Annotated in this window: 15 protein-coding genes, 2 pseudogenes and 1 other annotated feature; of the genes and pseudogenes, 4 read left to right on the forward strand and 13 right to left on the reverse strand. The window is 41.7% G+C overall.

The features are described 5' to 3' along the window. Positions 1 to 15 precede the first annotated feature (15 nt). Positions 16 to 278 (reverse strand) — a binding site (T-box leader). Between the two features lie 109 nt (positions 279 to 387). From JCM14108_RS07470 to JCM14108_RS07505, 8 genes and pseudogenes are all read right to left on the reverse strand, one after another. Further along, positions 388 to 1574: pseudogene (locus JCM14108_RS07470) on the reverse strand (cation:proton antiporter). Between the two features lie 255 nt (positions 1575 to 1829). Further along, the gene (locus tag JCM14108_RS07475; RefSeq protein ID WP_035179808.1) at positions 1830 to 3599 is read right to left on the reverse strand and encodes a phosphatase PAP2 family protein; all 1770 of its coding nucleotides are present in this window, start codon (positions 3597 to 3599) and stop codon (positions 1830 to 1832) included. A gap of 310 nt (positions 3600 to 3909) precedes the next feature. After that, entirely contained in the window at positions 3910 to 4635 is a 726-nt protein-coding gene (phoU, locus tag JCM14108_RS07480; protein WP_035179810.1) for a phosphate signaling complex protein PhoU, read from the reverse strand. Positions 4636 to 4648: 13 nt separating this feature from the next. Then, on the reverse strand, positions 4649 to 5428 hold the full coding sequence (gene pstB / locus JCM14108_RS07485) for a phosphate ABC transporter ATP-binding protein PstB (protein WP_035179811.1): 780 nt from the start codon (positions 5426 to 5428) through the stop codon (positions 4649 to 4651). A 16-nt stretch (positions 5429 to 5444) separates the two neighbouring features. Further along, positions 5445 to 6239, reverse strand: a complete 795-nt coding sequence (gene pstB, locus JCM14108_RS07490; protein ID WP_035179813.1) for a phosphate ABC transporter ATP-binding protein PstB — start codon at positions 6237 to 6239, stop codon at positions 5445 to 5447. 9 nt (positions 6240 to 6248) lie between these two features. Further along, a complete protein-coding gene (pstA, locus tag JCM14108_RS07495) occupies positions 6249 to 7136 on the reverse strand; it encodes a phosphate ABC transporter permease PstA (RefSeq protein WP_035179817.1) in 888 nt (295 codons plus the stop codon). Beyond that, on the reverse strand, positions 7114 to 8055 hold the full coding sequence (gene pstC / locus JCM14108_RS07500; protein ID WP_035179894.1) for a phosphate ABC transporter permease subunit PstC: 942 nt from the start codon (positions 8053 to 8055) through the stop codon (positions 7114 to 7116). Before pstC ends, pstA begins: the two co-directional genes overlap by 23 nt. 174 nt (positions 8056 to 8229) lie before the next feature. Next, complete coding sequence (locus tag JCM14108_RS07505; protein ID WP_051996079.1) at positions 8230 to 9078, reverse strand: phosphate ABC transporter substrate-binding protein PstS family protein; 849 nt, start codon at positions 9076 to 9078, stop codon at positions 8230 to 8232. Between the two features lie 231 nt (positions 9079 to 9309). Here JCM14108_RS07505 and JCM14108_RS07510 point away from each other — a divergent pair, with 231 nt between their 5' ends. Both JCM14108_RS07510 and JCM14108_RS07515 read left to right on the forward strand, forming a co-directional pair. Beyond that, positions 9310 to 10044, forward strand: coding sequence for a response regulator transcription factor (locus JCM14108_RS07510; RefSeq protein WP_035179823.1), 735 nt, complete (start codon positions 9310 to 9312; stop codon positions 10042 to 10044). Between the two features lie 403 nt (positions 10045 to 10447). Continuing rightward, positions 10448 to 11898, forward strand: a pseudogene (locus JCM14108_RS07515) (NADP-dependent glyceraldehyde-3-phosphate dehydrogenase). A gap of 99 nt (positions 11899 to 11997) precedes the next feature. Here the strand turns inward: JCM14108_RS07515 and JCM14108_RS07520 are convergent. The 4 genes from JCM14108_RS07520 to aroF all read right to left on the reverse strand — a co-directional run bounded on the left by JCM14108_RS07520 (position 11998) and on the right by aroF (position 15402). After that, positions 11998 to 12195, reverse strand: a complete 198-nt coding sequence (locus tag JCM14108_RS07520) for a hypothetical protein (protein WP_035179827.1) — start codon at positions 12193 to 12195, stop codon at positions 11998 to 12000. A gap of 193 nt (positions 12196 to 12388) precedes the next feature. Further along, positions 12389 to 13183: a hypothetical protein gene (locus JCM14108_RS07525; protein WP_035179830.1), complete on the reverse strand. Its 795-nt coding sequence runs from the start codon at positions 13181 to 13183 to the stop codon at positions 12389 to 12391. 126 nt (positions 13184 to 13309) lie between these two features. Further along, on the reverse strand, positions 13310 to 14389 hold the full coding sequence (gene aroB, locus JCM14108_RS07530) for a 3-dehydroquinate synthase (RefSeq protein ID WP_035179833.1): 1080 nt from the start codon (positions 14387 to 14389) through the stop codon (positions 13310 to 13312). Continuing rightward, entirely contained in the window at positions 14386 to 15402 is a 1017-nt protein-coding gene (gene aroF, locus JCM14108_RS07535; RefSeq protein ID WP_035179837.1) for a 3-deoxy-7-phosphoheptulonate synthase, read from the reverse strand. Before aroF ends, aroB begins: the two co-directional genes overlap by 4 nt. 1036 nt (positions 15403 to 16438) lie before the next feature. Here aroF and JCM14108_RS07540 point away from each other — a divergent pair. Together JCM14108_RS07540 and JCM14108_RS07545 are read left to right on the forward strand one after the other, a co-directional pair. Next, a complete protein-coding gene (locus tag JCM14108_RS07540; RefSeq protein WP_035179840.1) occupies positions 16439 to 17917 on the forward strand; it encodes an anthranilate synthase component I family protein in 1479 nt (492 codons plus the stop codon). Next, a complete protein-coding gene (locus JCM14108_RS07545) occupies positions 17901 to 18515 on the forward strand; it encodes an anthranilate synthase component II (protein ID WP_035179842.1) in 615 nt (204 codons plus the stop codon). Before JCM14108_RS07540 ends, JCM14108_RS07545 begins: the two co-directional genes overlap by 17 nt. A gap of 183 nt (positions 18516 to 18698) precedes the next feature. Here the strand turns inward: JCM14108_RS07545 and JCM14108_RS07555 are convergent, their stop codons facing one another. Then, positions 18699 to 19247, reverse strand: coding sequence for an RNA 2'-phosphotransferase (locus tag JCM14108_RS07555; protein ID WP_035179847.1), 549 nt, complete (start codon positions 19245 to 19247; stop codon positions 18699 to 18701). Between the last annotated feature and the right edge of the window lie 84 nt (positions 19248 to 19331).

The raw sequence follows: 19331 nt of genomic DNA on the forward strand, positions 1-19331 counted from the left end.
TTTTTAATTACAACAGCTAAGGACGTTTTTCACGTGTTACCACCTTTATTCCTGATTATCTCACAATAATCAGCTCAAAAAGTACGGTTCAGAAAAGACCGGTCTGATCTGAACGATACTCCATTGCGGTAATGGGCGCATTCCCAGTAACTACTACCATTGAAATCATAGTTACGACTTGTAGACTACTTTCACTTCCAGTCTGATTATCCCATCACACCAACTAGGGACTCTCTTTAAATCATTCTGGAAACTACTCTTCTACGCATTGTTTTTTAAATATCTTGTTGTCATTGTCTAAGATTCTATTTACTTAACATAAGAATGTCAAGCTTTTTTCTAAAAAAATGTGAAAAAAGTTTATCAAATGGCCACCTCTTTAGCAGGTCAAACAGCTGGTACATCAACGTTTTTTGACTGTGGCAAATGATGAATCGCATTTTTCAATAAAAGGGGTGCCACAATCGTGGAAAGAATAATGACTAAAATTAAATCCGAGTAATAAGAAGCCGAAAGCAGGTGGACAGAAAAACCGATTTGCGCAGTTATCAGCCCATCTCGCCCCGGCTGATCATGCCACTGCCAATCATATAACTGCTATGAATATCAAAACCATTTATTAAAGCTCCCAGGCCACACCCGGTTAATTTACTGAGACATGCCAAAGCTGTCAAAACAATAACAAGACCAATTGAGTGATTCAAATTGGCAAATGACATATTTAACCCAATGCCGGCAAAAAACATCGGCACAAACAGCGCATATCCAATGGGTTCCATATGATTTTCAATCACTTCCCGGTATGGCGTGTGCGCAACCGCAATACCAGCAAAAAAAGCGCCAACCGCACCACTTAGGCCGGCTAAATTCGCTAACCATGCCATGCCAAGGCAGATCACCATTGACGTAATCGTGACACTTGAAGCCATTAACAGCTTTTCTCCCGCGCGCATTAGGTAAGGCACAATCCACTTTACCATTAGGTAGGTCACCCCAAAGAAAAGAAGCTGTTCCAAAAAAACCAACCCCAAATTAACAGGCGATTGTCCTGCTTTAGCCCCCTGCGTGCCCATCATGCCAATCATAACCGATAGCAAAATAACACCGATAATGTCATCAGCAACAGCAGCCCCCAAAATGGTTGCCCCTTCTTTGGTGTCCAGTGATTGGTAGTCACGGAGAACTTCAACCGAAATCGAAACTGACGTTGCACTGAAAACCACACCAACAAATATGGCTTCAAAAGGTTTCAACGAAAACGCCAACCCAGCGGCACCAATCATTACAATCGGAAAAATTACTCCGATAATTGCAACAACGACAGCGGGTCGCAGATACTTTTTTAACAAGCCCAAATTACTTTCCAGGCCGCCGATAAACATGAGGATCACAACCCCAATCTGAGAAAAAATCTGGAGTATCGAATTAAGCTGGACCCAGTTTAGAACAGCCGGTCCAACAATAATTCCAACCAAGATTTGGCCAATAACGGCCGGTACCCCCATTCGATTGGCCAAGTGTCCTGCTAAGGTCGTCAGTACCAAAAGCAGGCACAGTGTTCCTATAAAAGTCATCTCAACCGCTTCCTTTACAGTAATACCAGAGAAAGGCAACGCCGCCATCAGCATATGTAAAAATCCCCTGAAACCATTAGGTCACAGGGGATTTCATTTAATACCATTTCGATCTTAAATTGACAACAGCTTACATTCCCCGGAAAACAACGACTTTAACGCCGTTCAATTCAAAAGTTAATTAAACTCAATATAAGCCGGCCAATTTTTAAAGTCAAACCTTTTCTTTAAACGAAAACTAAATCGAAAACCACCTTACTCCACAACTTTAACTGATTTATCAGTATACATAACATGGGCACCTTTGCCAAAGCCATGCAGTGTTACGTGATCGAACTTGCCAATTCGCTTGCCAAAAGTAAGAACCGTTTGACTGGATCCGGATTTTCCGTTGAGAACCAGTTTCCCATTTAAGTGAGCGGTTCCGGAAACACTGGCTTTATCGCCGGCTTTTAATGCAAGCGTTCCTTGATTACCTTGTGTATAGTTACCGTCAACCGTTACATGTTTCGAGTTAAGTGTAACGGTCCCGCCATTAAGTCTCAAGTCACCCTTTCCCAGAGCATGGTTATTGTCAGCTGTCAGTGAGCCGGCCTTTACAGTGGTCCCACCGCTATACGTGTTATTACCAAGCAGGGTCAGACTACCGGAGCCTGCTTTAATCAGGCCGCCCTTTCCGGAAATGGCATTCTTCCAAGTATCCGAAGCCTCAAAACCACCCTTTGAAGCATCCATGTTAACGGTTGTATTCGCTAAGAACTCGCCAAATCCGTTAGCAGCCTTAAACAAGTTTAATCGACCCCAGCCTTCGGGATCATCCAACATTGGGTAACCGGATGGCAAGCCGGTAGTATACAGGATTTCCCGTCGTTGCGTGTCAGACAGGTATGGGAAACGAGTTTTCAGAAGGACTTCAGCACCTTTAGGGACAACCATTGGCTTAGTCGTACTGCTGATTGGCTTAAACCCATAGGTTAACCGATAAGTATAATCCTTTAAATTTTGTTCATAATTAGCAAAATCATCTTTTTGAGTCGGATCATCAGCTTTACTCAGATCCTTTTGTGCGTCTTGATAAGCTTGATTAATTAACTGCTTATTTGCAGGATCATTCAAAGTAGCTGCTGTCATCGCGGTTCCAAGTATCCGACCACCAATCACCGCAAACGGCGAATGACGGCCAGCCAGAACCCTGTCATATCCGACTTCCGAAGAGCGGGTGATTAATTGCTGAAACCTTTGTGGAAATACATAAGCCAAACTTTCACCGGTTTCAAAGGCCGCCGTTGTATGACCGCTTGGAAAATCATAATCATTCTGCTTGGCAGCAGCCATCACATTAACCAAATACGGATTGACCTTTACCTGACTACTCAGTCGATATGGCCGAACATATTTAATGTAAGCCTTTGGTGTTCCGGTACTTGACCAGTCAGAATCTTCGTTTAAATTAACAAGCTTAACAACCGACCCCAATTTAGAATCTTCATCAGCCCATTTCATTGAGCTATAAGGTGAATTAGCAGGTAATGGGGAACTCGGCACACTATTAAAATCAGTCTGCGCATTTGTATCCTTAATAAAAGCAGATGCATATGGACCGAAGCCACTAATCAGATTATAGCGTAGATCACGACGGTCCGTCAGATAAGATCGATCAATTTCAGCCTGAGTTTCATGGTTGGTAATTTGAATAGATTTATCGAGATTTTCCTGTAGTAAATCCGCGTTTTTCTTGGTTCCATCCGGGGACCAATAGCTTAAAAATGTATTATTAAAAATAGAAATCGCTGGATTATTATCCGGCGTTGCATTTGTTTTGACGTTTTCTTTGTAATGATCAATAAAGTAGCCATACGGTCCTTTAGTGGGCGTTAACGCTTTATCTATCGATTGATGTGCCGCACTTTTAGCCGCATGTCCGGTTGTTTGGTGACCTGCCAACGCGGTTCCGGTAATTGTAAGCACAAATACACACTTCAAAACACTTTTTATTAACGACTTTGACTTTGTCCGACTTCCCATTAACAATACCCTCCAATAGAAATAATAATCATGAAATGCTTATCAGAATCACAATAATGGTCAAAACAACAAGTGAGATAACCCAGCCCGTTTTGGGCGTTTGTCTCATCTCGTTAAACACCGTTGACATGATTTTCACCGTCCCTCAAAAAAGTTCCTGATAATCATTCACCTTTCACTTTTTAGGATAACGGTGTCATGTAAATCACAAGGCAAAAATTTGTAAAAAATTCGTAAAAAAACAACATTCGCAAACTAAATCGGAAAGTTTCCGACTTAGTTTGCGAATGTGTTTGCGTTTAGTTTGCGTTCATCTCTTGCTTCCTTCGGTATTTACGATGTCTGAATACAATCTTCTAACCAATTCAGGATTGGCCTTGCCAGGGTTTAGCTCAACAATCTTGCCACTGGCACTGTACACAATCCATTCTGCCAAATTAACAATGTGATCCCCGATTCGTTCCAATAACCGAATTACCAGGAAATAACTGGAACTGGCTTGAATCGTTTCAGTATCATTGTGAACCGACTTGGTAATCTCGTCACGAATCAATAGATATTGTTTATCGACATCGACATCTTCTTTGGATAAATTTCTAGCTGCCAGCTCATCATTCTTAGAATAAGCGTCCAAAGCTTTTTCCAACATGTCACGAACCTGATCCGTCATCTTGGCGATTTCCTTTTCAACCCCGGGAATTCTGGCCTGCCCTTTCATGCGGATAGTTTCCCTTGAAATGCTGACGGCATGGTCCCCGACCCGCTCCAAGTCGGAGCTTGCTTTTAAAATACTGATGATCACTCGGAAATCCGTTGCCACCGGCTGCTGCAGTGCAATTAATTTCAAAGCCTGCTTTTCAAGACTCATTTCTTCGCCATTTGTGTTCGTATCCGCGTCAATCACTTCCTGCGCTAACTTCTTATCATGTTCAATGAACGCCTTCGTAGAATTATAAATCTGTTCACTTATATTTAATCCCATCTCAACAAATCGACCGTGCAGTTTCTTTAATTCATCCCCAAATAATGCTCTCATCTTTAGCCATCCCCTATCCAAACTTACCATTAAGATAATCACTGGTTTCTTCTTTTTCCGGATTCATAAATAGTTTTTCGGTCTTGTCATACTCAACCAAATTACCATTAAGCAAAAACGCCGTTCGATCAGAAATTCGAGAAGCTTGTTGCATATTATGCGTCACGATGATAATGGTGTACTTATCACGAATATTTAACAGCGTATCCTCAATTTTAGCACTGGAGATTGGATCCAAGGCGCTGGTCGGCTCATCCAACAAAACCACTTCCGGTTGAACTGCCAACACCCGGGCAACACAAATCCGCTGTTGCTGACCACCGGAAAAAGAAAGCGCACTATCATACAGATTGTCTTTAACTTCATCCCAAATTGCCGCTTGTTTTAAGCTGGTTTCCACTCGTTCATCCAGCAGGCTTTTATCCCGAACGCCTGCCAACCGTAAACCATAAGCGACATTTTCATAGACGCTGAAGGGAAACGGATTCGGCTGCTGAAAAACCATCCCAACCCGTTTTCTTAATTCAACCACATCAACTTTAGGCGCGTAAATATCATTACCTTCCAGTTCAATTGACCCGGTAATTTTAACCCCCGGAATCAAATCATTCATTCGATTCAAGCAACGTAAATAAGTTGACTTGCCACACCCGGAAGGGCCAATTAAAGCCGCAATTTCATGTTCACCAAAATTTAGATCAATTCCGTGAAGTGCTTCAAACGAGCCATAGTAAAGATGAACATCTTCGGAAGTAATAATTTGTTTTGTTTTTGTATTAGCTGTCTTTTCCATATGTCGGCATGCTCCTTTAACCAAAATTACCGGAAATATAATCTTCAGTTGCTTTTATTTGCGGATTTGTAAAAATCTTTTCAGTTTTATCGTATTCCAAGACGTGACCCATGTGAAAAAACGCGGTGTAATCTGCGATCCGGGAAGCCTGTTGCATATTGTGGGTTACGATAATAATCGTATAACTTTTCCGCAATTCTTTTAATGTTTCCTCAATTTTAGCTGTTGAAATCGGATCCAAGGCACTGGCGGGTTCATCCAATAACAAAATATCCGGCTTCATTGCAACACAACGGGCAATACAAAGTCGCTGCTGCTGACCACCTGATAAGGCAAGCGCACTTTTATCCAGGTCATCCTTAACTTCATCCCAGAGTGCGGCGGATTTCAAACTGTTTTCTACCCGGTAAGCCAGTTCCTGCTTATCTTTAATGCCATTTCGTCTCAACGCAAACGTGATATTTTCCCGAATGGACTTAGCAAAAGGGTTGGGGCGCTGAAAAACCATACTGATGTGTTTGCGAACTTCATAAACATTGATTTTTTTACTATTAATATTTGTATCCCGATAAATAATTTTTCCCTTAACAGTGGCAATTGCGTCATTCATACGATTCAAGCAGCGTAAATAAGTAGACTTGCCTGAGCCCGATGCACCAATTAACGCTGTAATCCGGTAACGGGGAAATTCAAGACTGGCATCGTGCATCGCATGATTATCGCCATAAAACACCTGTAGATTTTCGGTCGTCAACGCTTTTTCAGTTGGAATATGAATAATGTGTTTTTGATCAAATGAATAAGTTTGCATAGTATCCTCCTACTTGGCCGCTGTCATCTTTTTAAATGCCCAGTTCCCCAGGAATCGGGCAGCTAAATTGAACAATAGAATAACAACGATCAAAACGGCCGAAGCCCCACTTGAAATTTGCAGTGCATCCGGGGTCACACCTTCTGTATTGACTTTCCAAATATGAACCGCCAACGTTTCGGCCGGTCGCATCGGATTCAGAAAGCTTGCCGCACTAAAGGGATTCCAGTTTGTATAACTAACAGTCGGGGCACTCTGACCGGCAGTATAGATCAAAGCGGCAGCTTCACCAAATACTCGACCAGCACTTAGAATAATTCCAGTTAGAATGCCGGGAAGAGCAGCCGGAAAGACAATCCCGGTGATTGTTTTCCATCTTGATAATCCAAGCGACAAGCCAGCTTCCCGTTGTAAATTGGGCACATCTTCCAAAGATTCTTCAATACTTCTGGTCAGCAACGGTAAGTTAAAGAAGGTTAAGGCAATCGCTCCGGCCAGAATTGAAAAGCCAAGGTTAAATTTAATAACAAACAGCAGGTAACCAAACAGACCAACAACCACAGATGGTAAGGAGCTTAAAACCTCAATAGCTGTTCGAATAAGGCCGGTAAACCAATTGTGTGGCGCGTATTCAGACAGATAAATGCCGGAACCAAGCGCAATTGGAAATGAGATAATCAACGTTAAAACCAATAGATACAAAGAGTTAAAAAGCTGATCACGAATCCCACCGCCTGCTCGAAACGACTCAGCTGCCGAAGTAATAAAGTGTATTGAAACATGGGGTACTCCGGTAATCAAAATATAACCTAACAGAAAAATTAAAATCCCGACAACGGCTGTCACAAGTAAATAAATAACACCGGTCGCAACATTATTTGCAGCTTTTGAATTCATTTTTCATACTACCTCGCTTTCCAATAAATCGAACCAATACATTAAAGACAAGTGACATGAGCAACAAAATCAAAGCTAATGACCACAGTGCATTGTTGGGTAGCGTTCCCATTGTCGTGTTTCCAATTCCGGTTGTTAACTGACTGGTTAAAGTTGACGAAGGTGTCAAAAGGCCATGTGGCATTAGCGTAGCATTACCAATAACCATTTGAACGGCCAATGCTTCACCAAAGGCTCTGGCCATCCCGAAAATAATTGCAGTTAAAATTCCCGGCGTTGCGGCTCGGAGAACAACCTTATGAATCGTTTGCCATCTGGTAGCTCCCAGCGCCAGTGAAGCGGACCGATAGTACATTGGTACCGACCGGATACTGTCGATTGAAAGCGATGTGATAGTTGGCAATACCATAACAAAGAGCACGATTGTCCCGGCCAGAATTCCAAAACCGGTTCCGCCAAACGCATGGCGAATTAACGGTACAATAACCGATAGGCCGATAAAGCCATAAACAACTGAAGGAATCCCGACTAGTAATTCAATAACCGGCTGCAGAAACCGGGTTCCCTTTTGCGGTGAAATTTCAGTCATAAACAACGCAACTCCAAGTGCAAACGGTGTTGCTACCAATGCGGCAAGTACTGTAACACAGAAGGACGTTACGATCATTGGCAGTGCGCCGACTTCAGGCTGACCATGAGAATCAAGCATCCCCGGATTCCAATTAGTTCCGGACAAAAATGCCCATAAATTAACATGGTTCTCTGTGAATGTCGCCACACCACGAGTCGTTATAAAATATAAAATCGAGAGTACTAAACATCCCACCAACGTAATACAGATATAGCTGATTGCTTTACCGAAGTAATCTTGATGAGTGGCTTTAGATGGATTCCGCAACTCCTTCTTGATCCCATCCATTTTAAGTTTGTCTTCAGTTTCAGACTTAATCCCTTCCATAATATCAATACCTCCTGGTTTAAAAACAATTTTGTCATAATCTTTTTAAAGCGGACAGAGGCCGGAGACAACAACACAGGTTTGCCTCCAGCCTCCACGTGATGAACCACTATTTAAATCAGCTTTGTTTAATCCTTATTTAGTTGTTACCGCACCGCTGGCATTTTTTTGAACTTTCATGTCATGAATGCTGATGTACCCAAGTTTTTGAACCAGACTATCTTGAACCTTACTTGAATTCATGTAGTTTAAGAACTTCTTGGTTGCAGCATTTGGTTGACCTTTAGTGTACATGTGCTCGTATGACCAAATCTTCCACTTATTATTTTCAACGTTTTGGTCAGTTGGTTTAACATTATTAACGGATGGTGCTTCAATTTTACTGTTAACATAGGAGAAGGCCAGATAACTGATCGTTCCCGGAGTAGTTGAAACAATCTTTTGAACCGTTCCGTTCGAATCCTGTTCCTGTGTCTTAATGGCTTTGGCACCTTCAAGAACAGCCCCTTCAAAGGTTGCTCGGGTACCACTTCCGGAAACCCGGTTGACAACGTTGATTTTCAAATCTTTACCACCAACTTGTTTCCAATTCTTGTACTTTCCAGTGAAAATACCTTTTAATTGGGCCATTGTTAAGTTCTTAACGCCCACACCTTTATTAACAACCGGTGTCATACCAACAACCGCAACCTTATGATCAACTAATTTGTTGGCCTTAATGCCGGACTGTTGTTCAGCAAAAATATCTGAATTACCAATTGTAACAGCACCTTCTTGAACTTGGCTGAGTCCCGTACCGGAACCACCACCTTGAACAGAAATGTTAACCTTGCTGTTATCTTTTTGGTAATCACTGGCAGCTTGTTCAACTAAAGGTTGAAGGGCAGTTGAACCAACGGCCGTAATTTTAACATTTGAGCTGGAAGATGATTTTTTCGATGAACTGGCACTGTTCGAACCACACCCGGCAAGTAAAACCCCCATAGCAGATAATGCAACGATTGCTGAAAAAAAGGATCTTTTTTCATGATATGATTTCCTCCTAATTGAAACCCGTTTTTATTGGTACTCATTTAAGTACAGCCTTAATATATCAACGTCATGTAAATATCGAGTTTCGTTTATGTAAAAGTATCGTAAATATCACCGATTTTGGATAAAAGTATGGCATAACTTAAGATGTAATCAATTTATTTAAAATTGGAGGAAGAATAGATGCCATTGGAAATCCTACTCATCAGCCAAGATCTACAGCTGGCCAATCAGCTCGAAAAAATGTTGAACGCTTTTCATATCAAAATGCGAGTATCTTTTGAACCCCTCGAACATCTCCTGCAGCAAATTTCCGGTGTCGTCTGGGATCTAAGCAGTATTGCCCTCCCAAATAATGCATCGGAAATTCAAATCATGAGAAGCCAGGTAGCCGGGCCGATTTTATTATTGGATAAATCCGGTGAACCGGTTGAAACTATTTGCCGTTATTTTTTAAATTACCATCTGGACGATTACATTCAAAAATCCTCAATTAGGGAAGTTGCTGCCAGAATTGTCCAAAAAGTCTGGGTTTACCAAAATAAAGACCGACTGCAGATTACCAAGCAGGGGCAGGAAACCAGTAACCTGACTGCCGGTCGCCTCATAGTCGACCTTGACCGATTTCAAGTAAACAATGGTCATAATCGTCTTAGTCTCAGTCCGATTGAGTACAAACTATTATTATTTTTTATTAGTCATGCCAATACAGTTTTGAGTCGGGCTCAAATCGCTTCAGCTGTTTGGGGAAATACCAGCGGTGCCACATTGCGAATTATCGATACTCATATTAGTAACTTACGAAAGAAGATTGAAGATCAACCAAAAAATCCTCAAATGCTAAAAACCATTCGGGGATTTGGTTATCTTTTCAAGGTTGAAAATAAAACAGCCAGTACGAGTCAGTCAAAATCATAAATAAACCAAGCCAAGTTTGAAACAAGTTTATGCCAAACTTAGCTTGGCTTATTTTTTCTGATTAGACCAGCTTTAATTCTATATTTTTGTAAATAGATCCTAATCATTAGACAATACATTTACATAAAAAACGTTTTTTAATCGTAAATTACTGTTACCGTCTGAAAGCATCAAGCACTACTTTATAATTATGAAAGCCGCCGTGAAAGCTTTTAAATTAGCTAATCCCCCTAAATCAAGTTGGCTTTTAACCGCCTTTTTATAATTTAAAAACAACAATTATTTCAATTTTTTCTGAAAATAAGTGTAGCTTTTATTGTTAAAAAGTTGTAAAATGTTTAACAATAAATTATTATCATTTTCATATTTTTCATAAAAATAATTTTTGAAAAGGGGTTTGCGTATGGATAGTGTTAAAAATGATGTTGTATCTTATCCGGCTTACCTGGCGGGTCAATGGCAAATGAGCAGCTCTCATGAAACCATTGCAATTCAATCGCCATGGCAACACAAAGTATTGGGAAATGTGCAAGCCGTTACTCAGCCAGAAGTTGATCAAAGTATTCAAGCCGCTAAAAAAGCCCAACATAAGTGGGCTGCTTTATCTTTAGGCGAACGTGGTCAGTATCTTAACCAATGGGCCCGGGAGTTGGAAAAGGATAAAGCAGAAATCGCAACAACAATTATGGACGAAGTCGGAAAAAACTACGCGGATGCTGAAAAAGAAGTTACCCGAACAATTGACTTAATTCGATATACCGTTCAAGAAGCGTTGCACATGCACGGCGAAAGTGTTCGTGGTGATGGGTTTCCGGGTGGTTCTAAGGAAAAGCTGGGTATCATCGAAAGAGTGCCGCTTGGTGTGGTCCTTGCCATTTCGCCTTTTAATTATCCGGTTAACTTGTCGGCTTCAAAAATTGCACCGGCATTAATGGCTGGAAACGGCGTTATTTTCAAACCAGCTACCCAAGGTGCTATTAGCGGTATTAAAATGATTCAGGCATTGGATCGTACCGGCCTACCAAAGGGAATCCTTAGCTTAATCACAGGCCATGGTTCCCAAATCGGTGATTATCTAACCGAACACCCCGGTATTAACATGATCAGCTTTACAGGCAGCACGCAAACTGGAAAACACCTTTCACAAAAATCCATTATGATTCCACTGGTTTTGGAATTGGGCGGTAAGGATCCCGCTATTGTTTGTCAAGATGCCGATCTCGATTTAACTGCCAAAAACATTATTGGTGGTGCTTTTGCCTACTCCGGTCAACGGTGTACTGCCGTTAAACGGGTACTGGTTGACGACAGAGTCGCTGATCAATTAGTGGCAAAACTTAAACAAGCTATCGAAACGCTGTCTGTCGGTTCACCCGCTGACAATAGTACTGTTGTCCCGCTAATTGATGATAAATCGGCCGACTTTGTGCAAGGGCTCATTGACGATGCGCTTGATAAGGGTGCTACCTTAGTAACTGGTAATCGCCGCAAGGAGAACTTAATGGCACCAACCTGTTAGACAACGTTACTCAGAATATGGATATCGCGTGGGTTGAACCATTCGGGCCAGTTCTGCCAATTATTCGGGTTCATTCTGTTGATGAGGCCGTCAAAATTGCCAATAAGTCCAATTTTGGGCTTCAAGCCAGTGTTTTCACGCAAGATATTGATAAGGCCCTTGAAATTGCCGGGGCCGTTGAAGTTGGGACCGTTCAGGTCAATGGTCGACCACAAAGAGGCCCTGATAACTTCCCGTTTCTAGGAGTAAAAGCCTCGGGAATGGGAACTCAAGGTGTTCATAATAGTATTTTGTCAATGTCTCGGGAAAAATTGACCGTTATAAACCTGAAATAACCACAATTGGCACAAATCACCGGGAAACAACCGTTATAAAGATCAAAAAGACCTTTGGAATATTCACAGACCACGCCGGCCTGCTAATTCCAAAGGTCTTTATTTGTTTAGTTCATGCTTTCGTTGTGAACGAATAAACTGATATACCAGAATTCCTAAAACAATTAACAAAAATATTAATGATTTAATACCGACGGCCTTCGTTCCCAACATAATAAAACCAATCGTAATCAACATCATTTCAGTCATTTTACCGCAAAAAAGCAACACCGTTTTTTTAAATGAACCCTTCATCATTACAAACCCTTTCCAACATAAAAATTAGCCCTGACGTTATTTGTCCAAACCACTAGAATAACTGCTATAAAGACTGATAGCAAAATATGTAAGCGCTTTATAACAGTTATATTGTATCACTAATCTACGCGATAATAAGTCAGTTTTATGAATTGCTTAATTTTTTTGAAAAAGCTTCCAAATCACTTATGATTCATCTAAATGGCGCCTTGCCTGTCTGCTTTAAACGCTTTTGCTGGTTTTTAATTTGATTCAGGCAAAACCGGGTAAATCCCGATCCATAAGCCAACTCTAAAGTTTGGCGCCAATCCGTAGGAATAGCCGAGGCCGCCATAATTGGCTGTACCCACTGATTGGTTGGCAAAAGTTTAAGTAACTGATGCCTGGTAAATTGAGAAAACAACAAATTTCGACCAAAGTATTGGGCTAACTTTTGATGAAAATCCGGTGATATTACCTTAGCTAATAAATGGCTGGCATTGTTTCGATCCCCCAACATTAAAAACGTACGCGAAAAATCAGTCGCCAGATCAAAACGGCGGTGCTTGTGGGCTTCTGCAATTTGCGGCGCCATCTGAATAAACCAGATTAACTGATGACGTTCTAATTCAGTTAACAATTTTAATGTACTTAAATCAATTTGATTGAGACGAAAAAAGGCCGGCGCCATTTCCGAAATCATTAAATGGCGTTGTAACTGATCCTTCAGCAACTTAAAGTCCCGCGGATTTTCCCAAATAATTTCAAGTTGTTGGGCATTTTCAAGCCAAAGTGGATGAGTTGCAACTCGAAGTGTCAACCATTCAGGACCCTGGCTGGTTGTTTTTTGTAACAGCCAATAAGAACTGGCAGTAGACCGCGCGAAATTACGGGCTTTCAAACTAACGTCTGGTGGTAAAGCAGCTGATACGGTTCTTTCTAAACAGGTTCGATATTTGGGGGTAGTCGTAAAGGTAAAATCAGGAATTGAAGAACGCAATTTGGCCATACTTATCCTTCTTCCAATTTATGCGCAACGCATTTTAATGACTATTTTAGCATATCAATATCTATCGGCCGGCAATAAAAAAGTCAGGCAGGCAGCCTGGCTTTTTTAGATTTTTAACATATGGGTCTACGATTGAAGCGTCTTGATATCTAAGAAATCCCGAATTTCTTCAGAAGGAATTGACTTAATTGCTGGCCCACCAATCTGGTGTAAGTAAATTAAGTTCAAATGACCAGCATGGTTCTTTTTATCGTTCTTAATTTTATCAAATACAGCTTCAGAATCCAGCAGCGACGACGTAATTGGCAAGCCAACCGCTTCTAAGCGATCCGTTAATTTTTGGGTTACGCCTGATTGTGTTAAACCCTTCTCTTCAAAAATCCGGGTTATCGCAACCATGCCGATGCTAACAGCTTCACCATGACGAAGTTTACCACCTGCTAGTGCTTCGATGGCATGACCAATCGTATGACCAAAGTTGAGGACTTGTCTAAGGCCGCCTTCCTTCTCATCTCCCATAACAACGTCTGCCTTATATTTAATGGAAAGTTGACTTAATTCCTCCGCATTCGCCAAAATATCTGCCGGTGAATTAATTTCCTGAACCAAATCCCAAAGCTTGCCATCAGTTAAAGCCGCCACTTTTACAATTTCACCATAACCCTCAACCAAATCACGGCGATCCAAAGTATTTAACGTTTCCGGATCAATAATCACCAGGTCTGGTTGGTAAAATGAACCAATAATATTTTTTGTTGTATCCAAATCAACAGCTGTTTTACCGCCAACAGAGCTGTCAACTTGGGCTAATAAAGAAGTCGGCATCTGAATGAGGCTGATTCCTCGCATGTAAGTCGCGGCAAGGAATCCTGCCAAATCACCGGTTACGCCACCCCCCAATGCAATTACACCATCATCACGGGTAAAGCCGTCCGCAGCCATATCCCGGGTTAAATCAGCCAGAACACTCAGCGATTTAGATGCTTCACCGGCAGGAAATTGATAATTATGGACAGTAAAGCCAACGCTTGTCAATGCATCCGCAACCTGATCCTGATATAGCGGTGCCACATTGCTGTCACTTACCAACGCAATTTTTCTCTCAGACCAAACGCTGGAAACCAATTGGCCCGTGCAGTTTAAAATGCCGGTTTCAATTTCGACATTGTATGAATGATCGGGTAACTTAACTTCAATAATTTTCATAGTTCGACCTCGCTTTTCTCTTGAACCGGTGTTTGAATTGCTTCTCGAACAGCGGCTGCTTTCTGTGTCATTTCAAGGTATTCATTCGGCTTAAGTGCCTGAGCACCATCCGAAAATGCATGCGCAGGATCATCATGAATTTCAACAACCAAACCACTGGCACCAACCGCGACGCCGGCAAGGGCTTCCGGAATAACAAATTCAGTATGGCCGGCAGCGTGACTTGGGTCAACAATTACCGGGTAATGCGTCAATTTTTGAAGAACTGGGACCGCACCAACATCCAATGTGTTGCGAGTGTATTTATTATCAAAGGTCCGAATTCCCCGTTCTGTAATGATAATATTATGATTCCCGCCGGCAGCAATGTATTCTGCCGCGTTTAAGATATCATCGATAGTAGCTGACATCCCCCGTTTCAGCATTACTGGAATATTGGTTCTGCCAACTGCTTTGAGTAAAGAAAAGTTTTGCATATTCCGAGCACCAATCTGAAAAATATCGGTGTATTTCGCAATCATGTCAACATGATCCTGATCCATAACTTCGTTTAATACATCCAAATCGTAAGCATCAGCGGCTGCCCGTAAGTATTTCAAGCCATCTTCACCCAAACCTTGGAAAGAGTAAGGTGAAGTCCGTGGTTTAAAGGCGCCGCCGCGAAGGACTGTCGCGCCACCTTGCTTGGCAACGGCGGCCATCTTCATGACATGTTCAGCCGATTCAACTGAGCAGGGACCGGCCATCATTGTAAAATTCGAACCGCCAATTTTACTATGGGCAGTTTCCACAATGGTATCTTCTGGGTGAAACAACCGACTGCTTTGAACGGCTTTGGGTGGATTATCAATAATCTGCTCGGCTGCTGCCCGCTCATCTGAAGTCAAATCAGATACCGTAACGCCTTCCAGTGCGACCCGGTTTTCATGAACAAAAACATCATTTGTCCCACTAAACCGTTGTTGAAGCTCATTAATCACGTGTTCCTGGCCTGCTTTAATAATAATAATCATGTTAACATCCTCTTTTCATTTTTTTCAAATTACAGAACTGAAAATTGTATAAAATAAAACTCCCACAGTGTTCAAAACACCACGGGAGTTTTTTTGTGTATTAGTCGGATTCTTTTCGAATCGGTCCCGCAGTATTTTGAAAGTTTACTGTGTGACCGGTTTAATCATGCTGAAAAACTATTGGCCGCACAGGATTGCTGACAAGTGCCCGCATCCTGTACGATGTGGACACTACCCGAACCAATAGTAATAAAATCGATTGATTTTACGATTGACTTTCTTCATGATTAGAATCTCCTTAAAAAGTTAAATTTTAATTGCTGTAAGCATATAATTATTTTTTTGACTTGTCAACCGCAAAAAGCAAAAAGCCTAAAAACACCTGCTAACATACTTGAAACGTTCACCTAATAATAGCCGCCAAAAATCACCGTATTACCAACATTTACAGGCTAAAATATAATGCCGTTGTTGATTCGAAATATTTTTAAAAATAAAATTCCAGCACCTAAAATTCGGTTTTTTCTGGTAATCGTCACTATCTTAAAAATGAAAATCATATAAGATTTTAAAAACCTTGACATTTTATGAAAATTGCCCTATTCTTTTATCAACTAAATATTCGTCATAAATAAACCATTGATGTGGAGATCAAGATTGTCGTGCCCGTAAAGAGAGTCGTTACTGCTGAGAATGCGGCCGAACGCAGGCAATTAAATGGACCACAGAGGGTTCTCCTGAAAGTTCAACCAGTACGGAGAAACGTTCAGACATACGTCAGTTGTCGGAGATGTGTTAGCATCTCGCTAAGCGTGACGACCAAACCAGGTAATCATCCTATTTACCTGACTTGAATCGTCGAATTAAGGTGGCACCGCGGAAAAACCGTCCTTAACAAGTTAAACCTTGTTAAGGACGGTTTTTTAGTTACTTAAACTTTATTATGTAGGAGGCAACAACTCATGTCAGTTCTGAGTAAACGATGGCGGTTTTCAGATTTAAGTTAATTAAAAATAAATTTGGAGGCTGACAACTTATGACAATCGAACAATTAAATCAATATACGAATGATTACCCGGCAATTCCCATTACCTTGCAGTTTCAAGCAGCCGCATTTGATCCCATCGCTGTTACACAAGCATTCGACGATCCGAATCATCCCTGTTTTCTGTTAACCGGTAAACCCAAGAAAGCTGAAGACGGTTACTCTTTTATCGGCTTTAATCCTGTTGAATCTTTTACCTATCGCAACGGTGTCTTGGAAACAACTACCAAAGACGGCACTGTTTCATATGAAACAATCGCTCTAAAGCCCGTTCTCGAAAGCCTGCTTCGTGATAATCGGACACCTAAAATCAAAAGTCTACCGCCATTTTTAGGTGGTTTGGCCGGCTATTTCAGCTATGATTACGCCAAATACGCAACTACCGCCCCCTTACCTGAAGTGTCAGATCCAATGAATCTCAACGACGCGGATCTAGTCTTGGTCAATCAGGTAATCGCTTATAACCATGCAACCAAAACTGTAACTCTCAGTCAAATTATCCCATCAGACCGGTTAAATGAGCAATACGATCAGGTAATGACCGAATTAAGTCAATTAAAACAACGGGTTCTTTCAGTAACAGAAAAGCAACCACTCCCAACGTTTTCAATGTCTCCGCTAAAGTTACAATTTTCTTTGACAGAGTTTACCGAAAAAGTTCGTGAAACCAAGCAACACATTCTTGACGGTGATATTTTCCAACTGATTCTATCCAATCCCCAACATGCATCTATGACGGGGTCTTTATTCGCCGTCACCCCAACGCTTTTTAGGGAAAGCCCATCCCCTTATCAGTTCTATTTCCGCCACGGCGACTTCGAAACAATTGGCGCTTCTCCGGAAACATTAATTACCAAACGTGGTAAAACACTCTTCACCTACCCACTGGCAGGAACCCGCCGCCGAGGTAAAGATCAACAGGAAGATGAACAGTTTGCCTATGAATTACAACACAGTTCCAAAGAATTATCGGAACATAATATGCTCATCGATCTCGGCAGAAATGACCTTGGCAGTGTCAGTGAATTTGGCTCGGTGAAAGTGACTGCTTATCGCCACCTTTTAAAATTCGCCAATGTGATGCATTTGGGGTCAGTGGTTGAAAGCAACGTTAAAAAGGACGCCTCGGCTGTTGACATCATCAACGCCGTTTTGCCGGCGGGAACCTTATCCGGCGCTCCCAAAATTTCAGCTATGCAGATTATCGGTAGCTTGGAAAACCGAAAACGGGGTGTCTACGGTGGTTGCCTGGGTTACTTAGGTTTTGACGGTGACTTGGACTTATGTATCGGCATTCGCCTCGCCTATCGCAAGGGATCAAACCTGGTCGTTCATTCCGGTGCCGGTATTGTAGCAGACAGTATCGCCAAATATGAATATCAAGAATTCAACAACAAAGCCAGTGCCGTTGTAAATGCATTAAAAGAAACAGCTGACAAAGGAGGCCTTCAACATGCATTATCTGATTGATAATTACGATAGTTTCACATATAACCTATATCAATTAATTGGAAATCTATCTGCAGACCCGATTACCGTTCTTAAAAATGATGCTGTCACAGCTAATGAATTAGCCGAATTAAATCCGGAAAGCATTATCTTTTCACCCGGCCCGGGCCGTCCGGAAAACGCCGGCAATATGCCTGAAATTTTGGACGCGTTTTTAGGAAAAGTGCCAATTTTAGGTGTCTGCTTGGGACATCAGGCTATCGCGGAAGCCTATGGTGCCAAAGTTGTCCACGCACCAAAATTAATGCACGGAAAACCTTCACAAGTCAATGTCGTTTCAGAAACAGCCCTTTTTAAAAACTGTCCCCATTCCTTTAAAGCTGCTCGATACCATTCCCTGATTGTTGACCCGCAAACGGTGCCAACCAATCTGGTCGTAACAGCTGAAACTGCCGATGGTGAAATTATGGCGGTTGCCGATGAAACTAAAAACGTCTATGGCGTTCAATTTCATCCGGAATCAATTATGACAGATCCAAAAGTCGGTGCACAAATTATTAAAAATTTTTTGACGATTGTCGCTACTAAAAAGCAGTTGCTTCAGCCAACGACCCATTAATTCAATTTTAAATTCGACTTAAAAATAAAGCCACAATTGGGACACCGGTTTAACCCATAGTTAATCATCATTGGTCGATTACACCGTGGACAGCGTCCATGAATCGGTTTTCGAATTTTAAGCGGATTCGGTTTCTTCTCAGTTTCTTTATCAGCTGCCATCACTAATTCCTCCAATCAAAAGCTATCCCTGAATTTGAGTTAAAAACGCAGCCGGCATGGCATCTACCAACCAGATACCACTCTTTGTCGGATAGAATAAAAGGTGATTCTTGGCAGCTTGCTGAGCAGCTACTTGAAAAATAACTGGTTGTGGGTCCCGACGTCGACCGACCTGAATTGCCATTTGACGGTTGGCTGACAAATGGACGAAATCCCGATCCATTTTCTTTAAGCCGTCTGTTTTAATCAACTCGGCAGCGGCATGGGTCGTCCCGTGGTAAAGATATTCAGGCGGCATTGCTGGTGGTGTTAGCGGTTTTACCGGAATACTGTGACCATATAGGGCGCGAATAGTCGGTCCTTCAATTGCATATCGTTGCTTATCACTTTGCTGCATAATTGTCTTAATGACGGCTTTACTGAGCGGTGTACCATAATGCTGATTAAACTTTTTAATTAGCGTATCCAGATTCACCCGGCCATATTGATCAAGCTGGATACCAATTTTCTCCGGATGATGCCGCAATACAAACGATAATCGTTTACTGAGCCGTGTTAATTGGCGATCCAATCTTGTCCCCCCCTTCTTCACTAATTAAAATTCTTTTCGTGTTTATTATAGAGCGGATCTTAATAATTGCCCAGCTAATTAATC

The organism is Lentilactobacillus farraginis DSM 18382 = JCM 14108 (assembly GCF_000583655.1).
In the GTDB taxonomy this organism is placed as follows: Bacteria; Bacillota; Bacilli; order Lactobacillales; family Lactobacillaceae; genus Lentilactobacillus; species Lentilactobacillus farraginis.

Bases quoted from the DNA above. Each gene is read 5' to 3' on its own strand.
- aroB (WP_035179833.1), bottom strand. From the start codon at position 14,389: ATGAAAATTATTGAAGTTAAGTTACCCGATCATTCATACAATGTCGAA.
- pstC (WP_035179894.1), bottom strand. From the start codon at position 8,055: ATGGATGGGATCAAGAAGGAGTTGCGGAATCCATCTAAAGCCACTCAT.
- aroF (WP_035179837.1), bottom strand. From the start codon at position 15,402: ATGATTATTATTATTAAAGCAGGCCAGGAACACGTGATTAATGAGCTT.
- JCM14108_RS07520 (WP_035179827.1), bottom strand. From the start codon at position 12,195: ATGATGAAGGGTTCATTTAAAAAAACGGTGTTGCTTTTTTGCGGTAAA.
- phoU (WP_035179810.1), bottom strand. From the start codon at position 4,635: ATGAGAGCATTATTTGGGGATGAATTAAAGAAACTGCACGGTCGATTT.
- pstB (WP_035179811.1), bottom strand. From the start codon at position 5,428: ATGGAAAAGACAGCTAATACAAAAACAAAACAAATTATTACTTCCGAA.
- JCM14108_RS07545 (WP_035179842.1), top strand. From the start codon at position 17,901: ATGCATTATCTGATTGATAATTACGATAGTTTCACATATAACCTATAT.
- JCM14108_RS07510 (WP_035179823.1), top strand. From the start codon at position 9,310: ATGCCATTGGAAATCCTACTCATCAGCCAAGATCTACAGCTGGCCAAT.
- JCM14108_RS07505 (WP_051996079.1), bottom strand. From the start codon at position 9,078: ATGGGGGTTTTACTTGCCGGGTGTGGTTCGAACAGTGCCAGTTCATCG.
- JCM14108_RS07525 (WP_035179830.1), bottom strand. From the start codon at position 13,183: ATGGCCAAATTGCGTTCTTCAATTCCTGATTTTACCTTTACGACTACC.
- pstA (WP_035179817.1), bottom strand. From the start codon at position 7,136: ATGAATTCAAAAGCTGCAAATAATGTTGCGACCGGTGTTATTTATTTA.
- JCM14108_RS07540 (WP_035179840.1), top strand. From the start codon at position 16,439: ATGACAATCGAACAATTAAATCAATATACGAATGATTACCCGGCAATT.
- pstB (WP_035179813.1), bottom strand. From the start codon at position 6,239: ATGCAAACTTATTCATTTGATCAAAAACACATTATTCATATTCCAACT.
- JCM14108_RS07475 (WP_035179808.1), bottom strand. From the start codon at position 3,599: ATGGGAAGTCGGACAAAGTCAAAGTCGTTAATAAAAAGTGTTTTGAAG.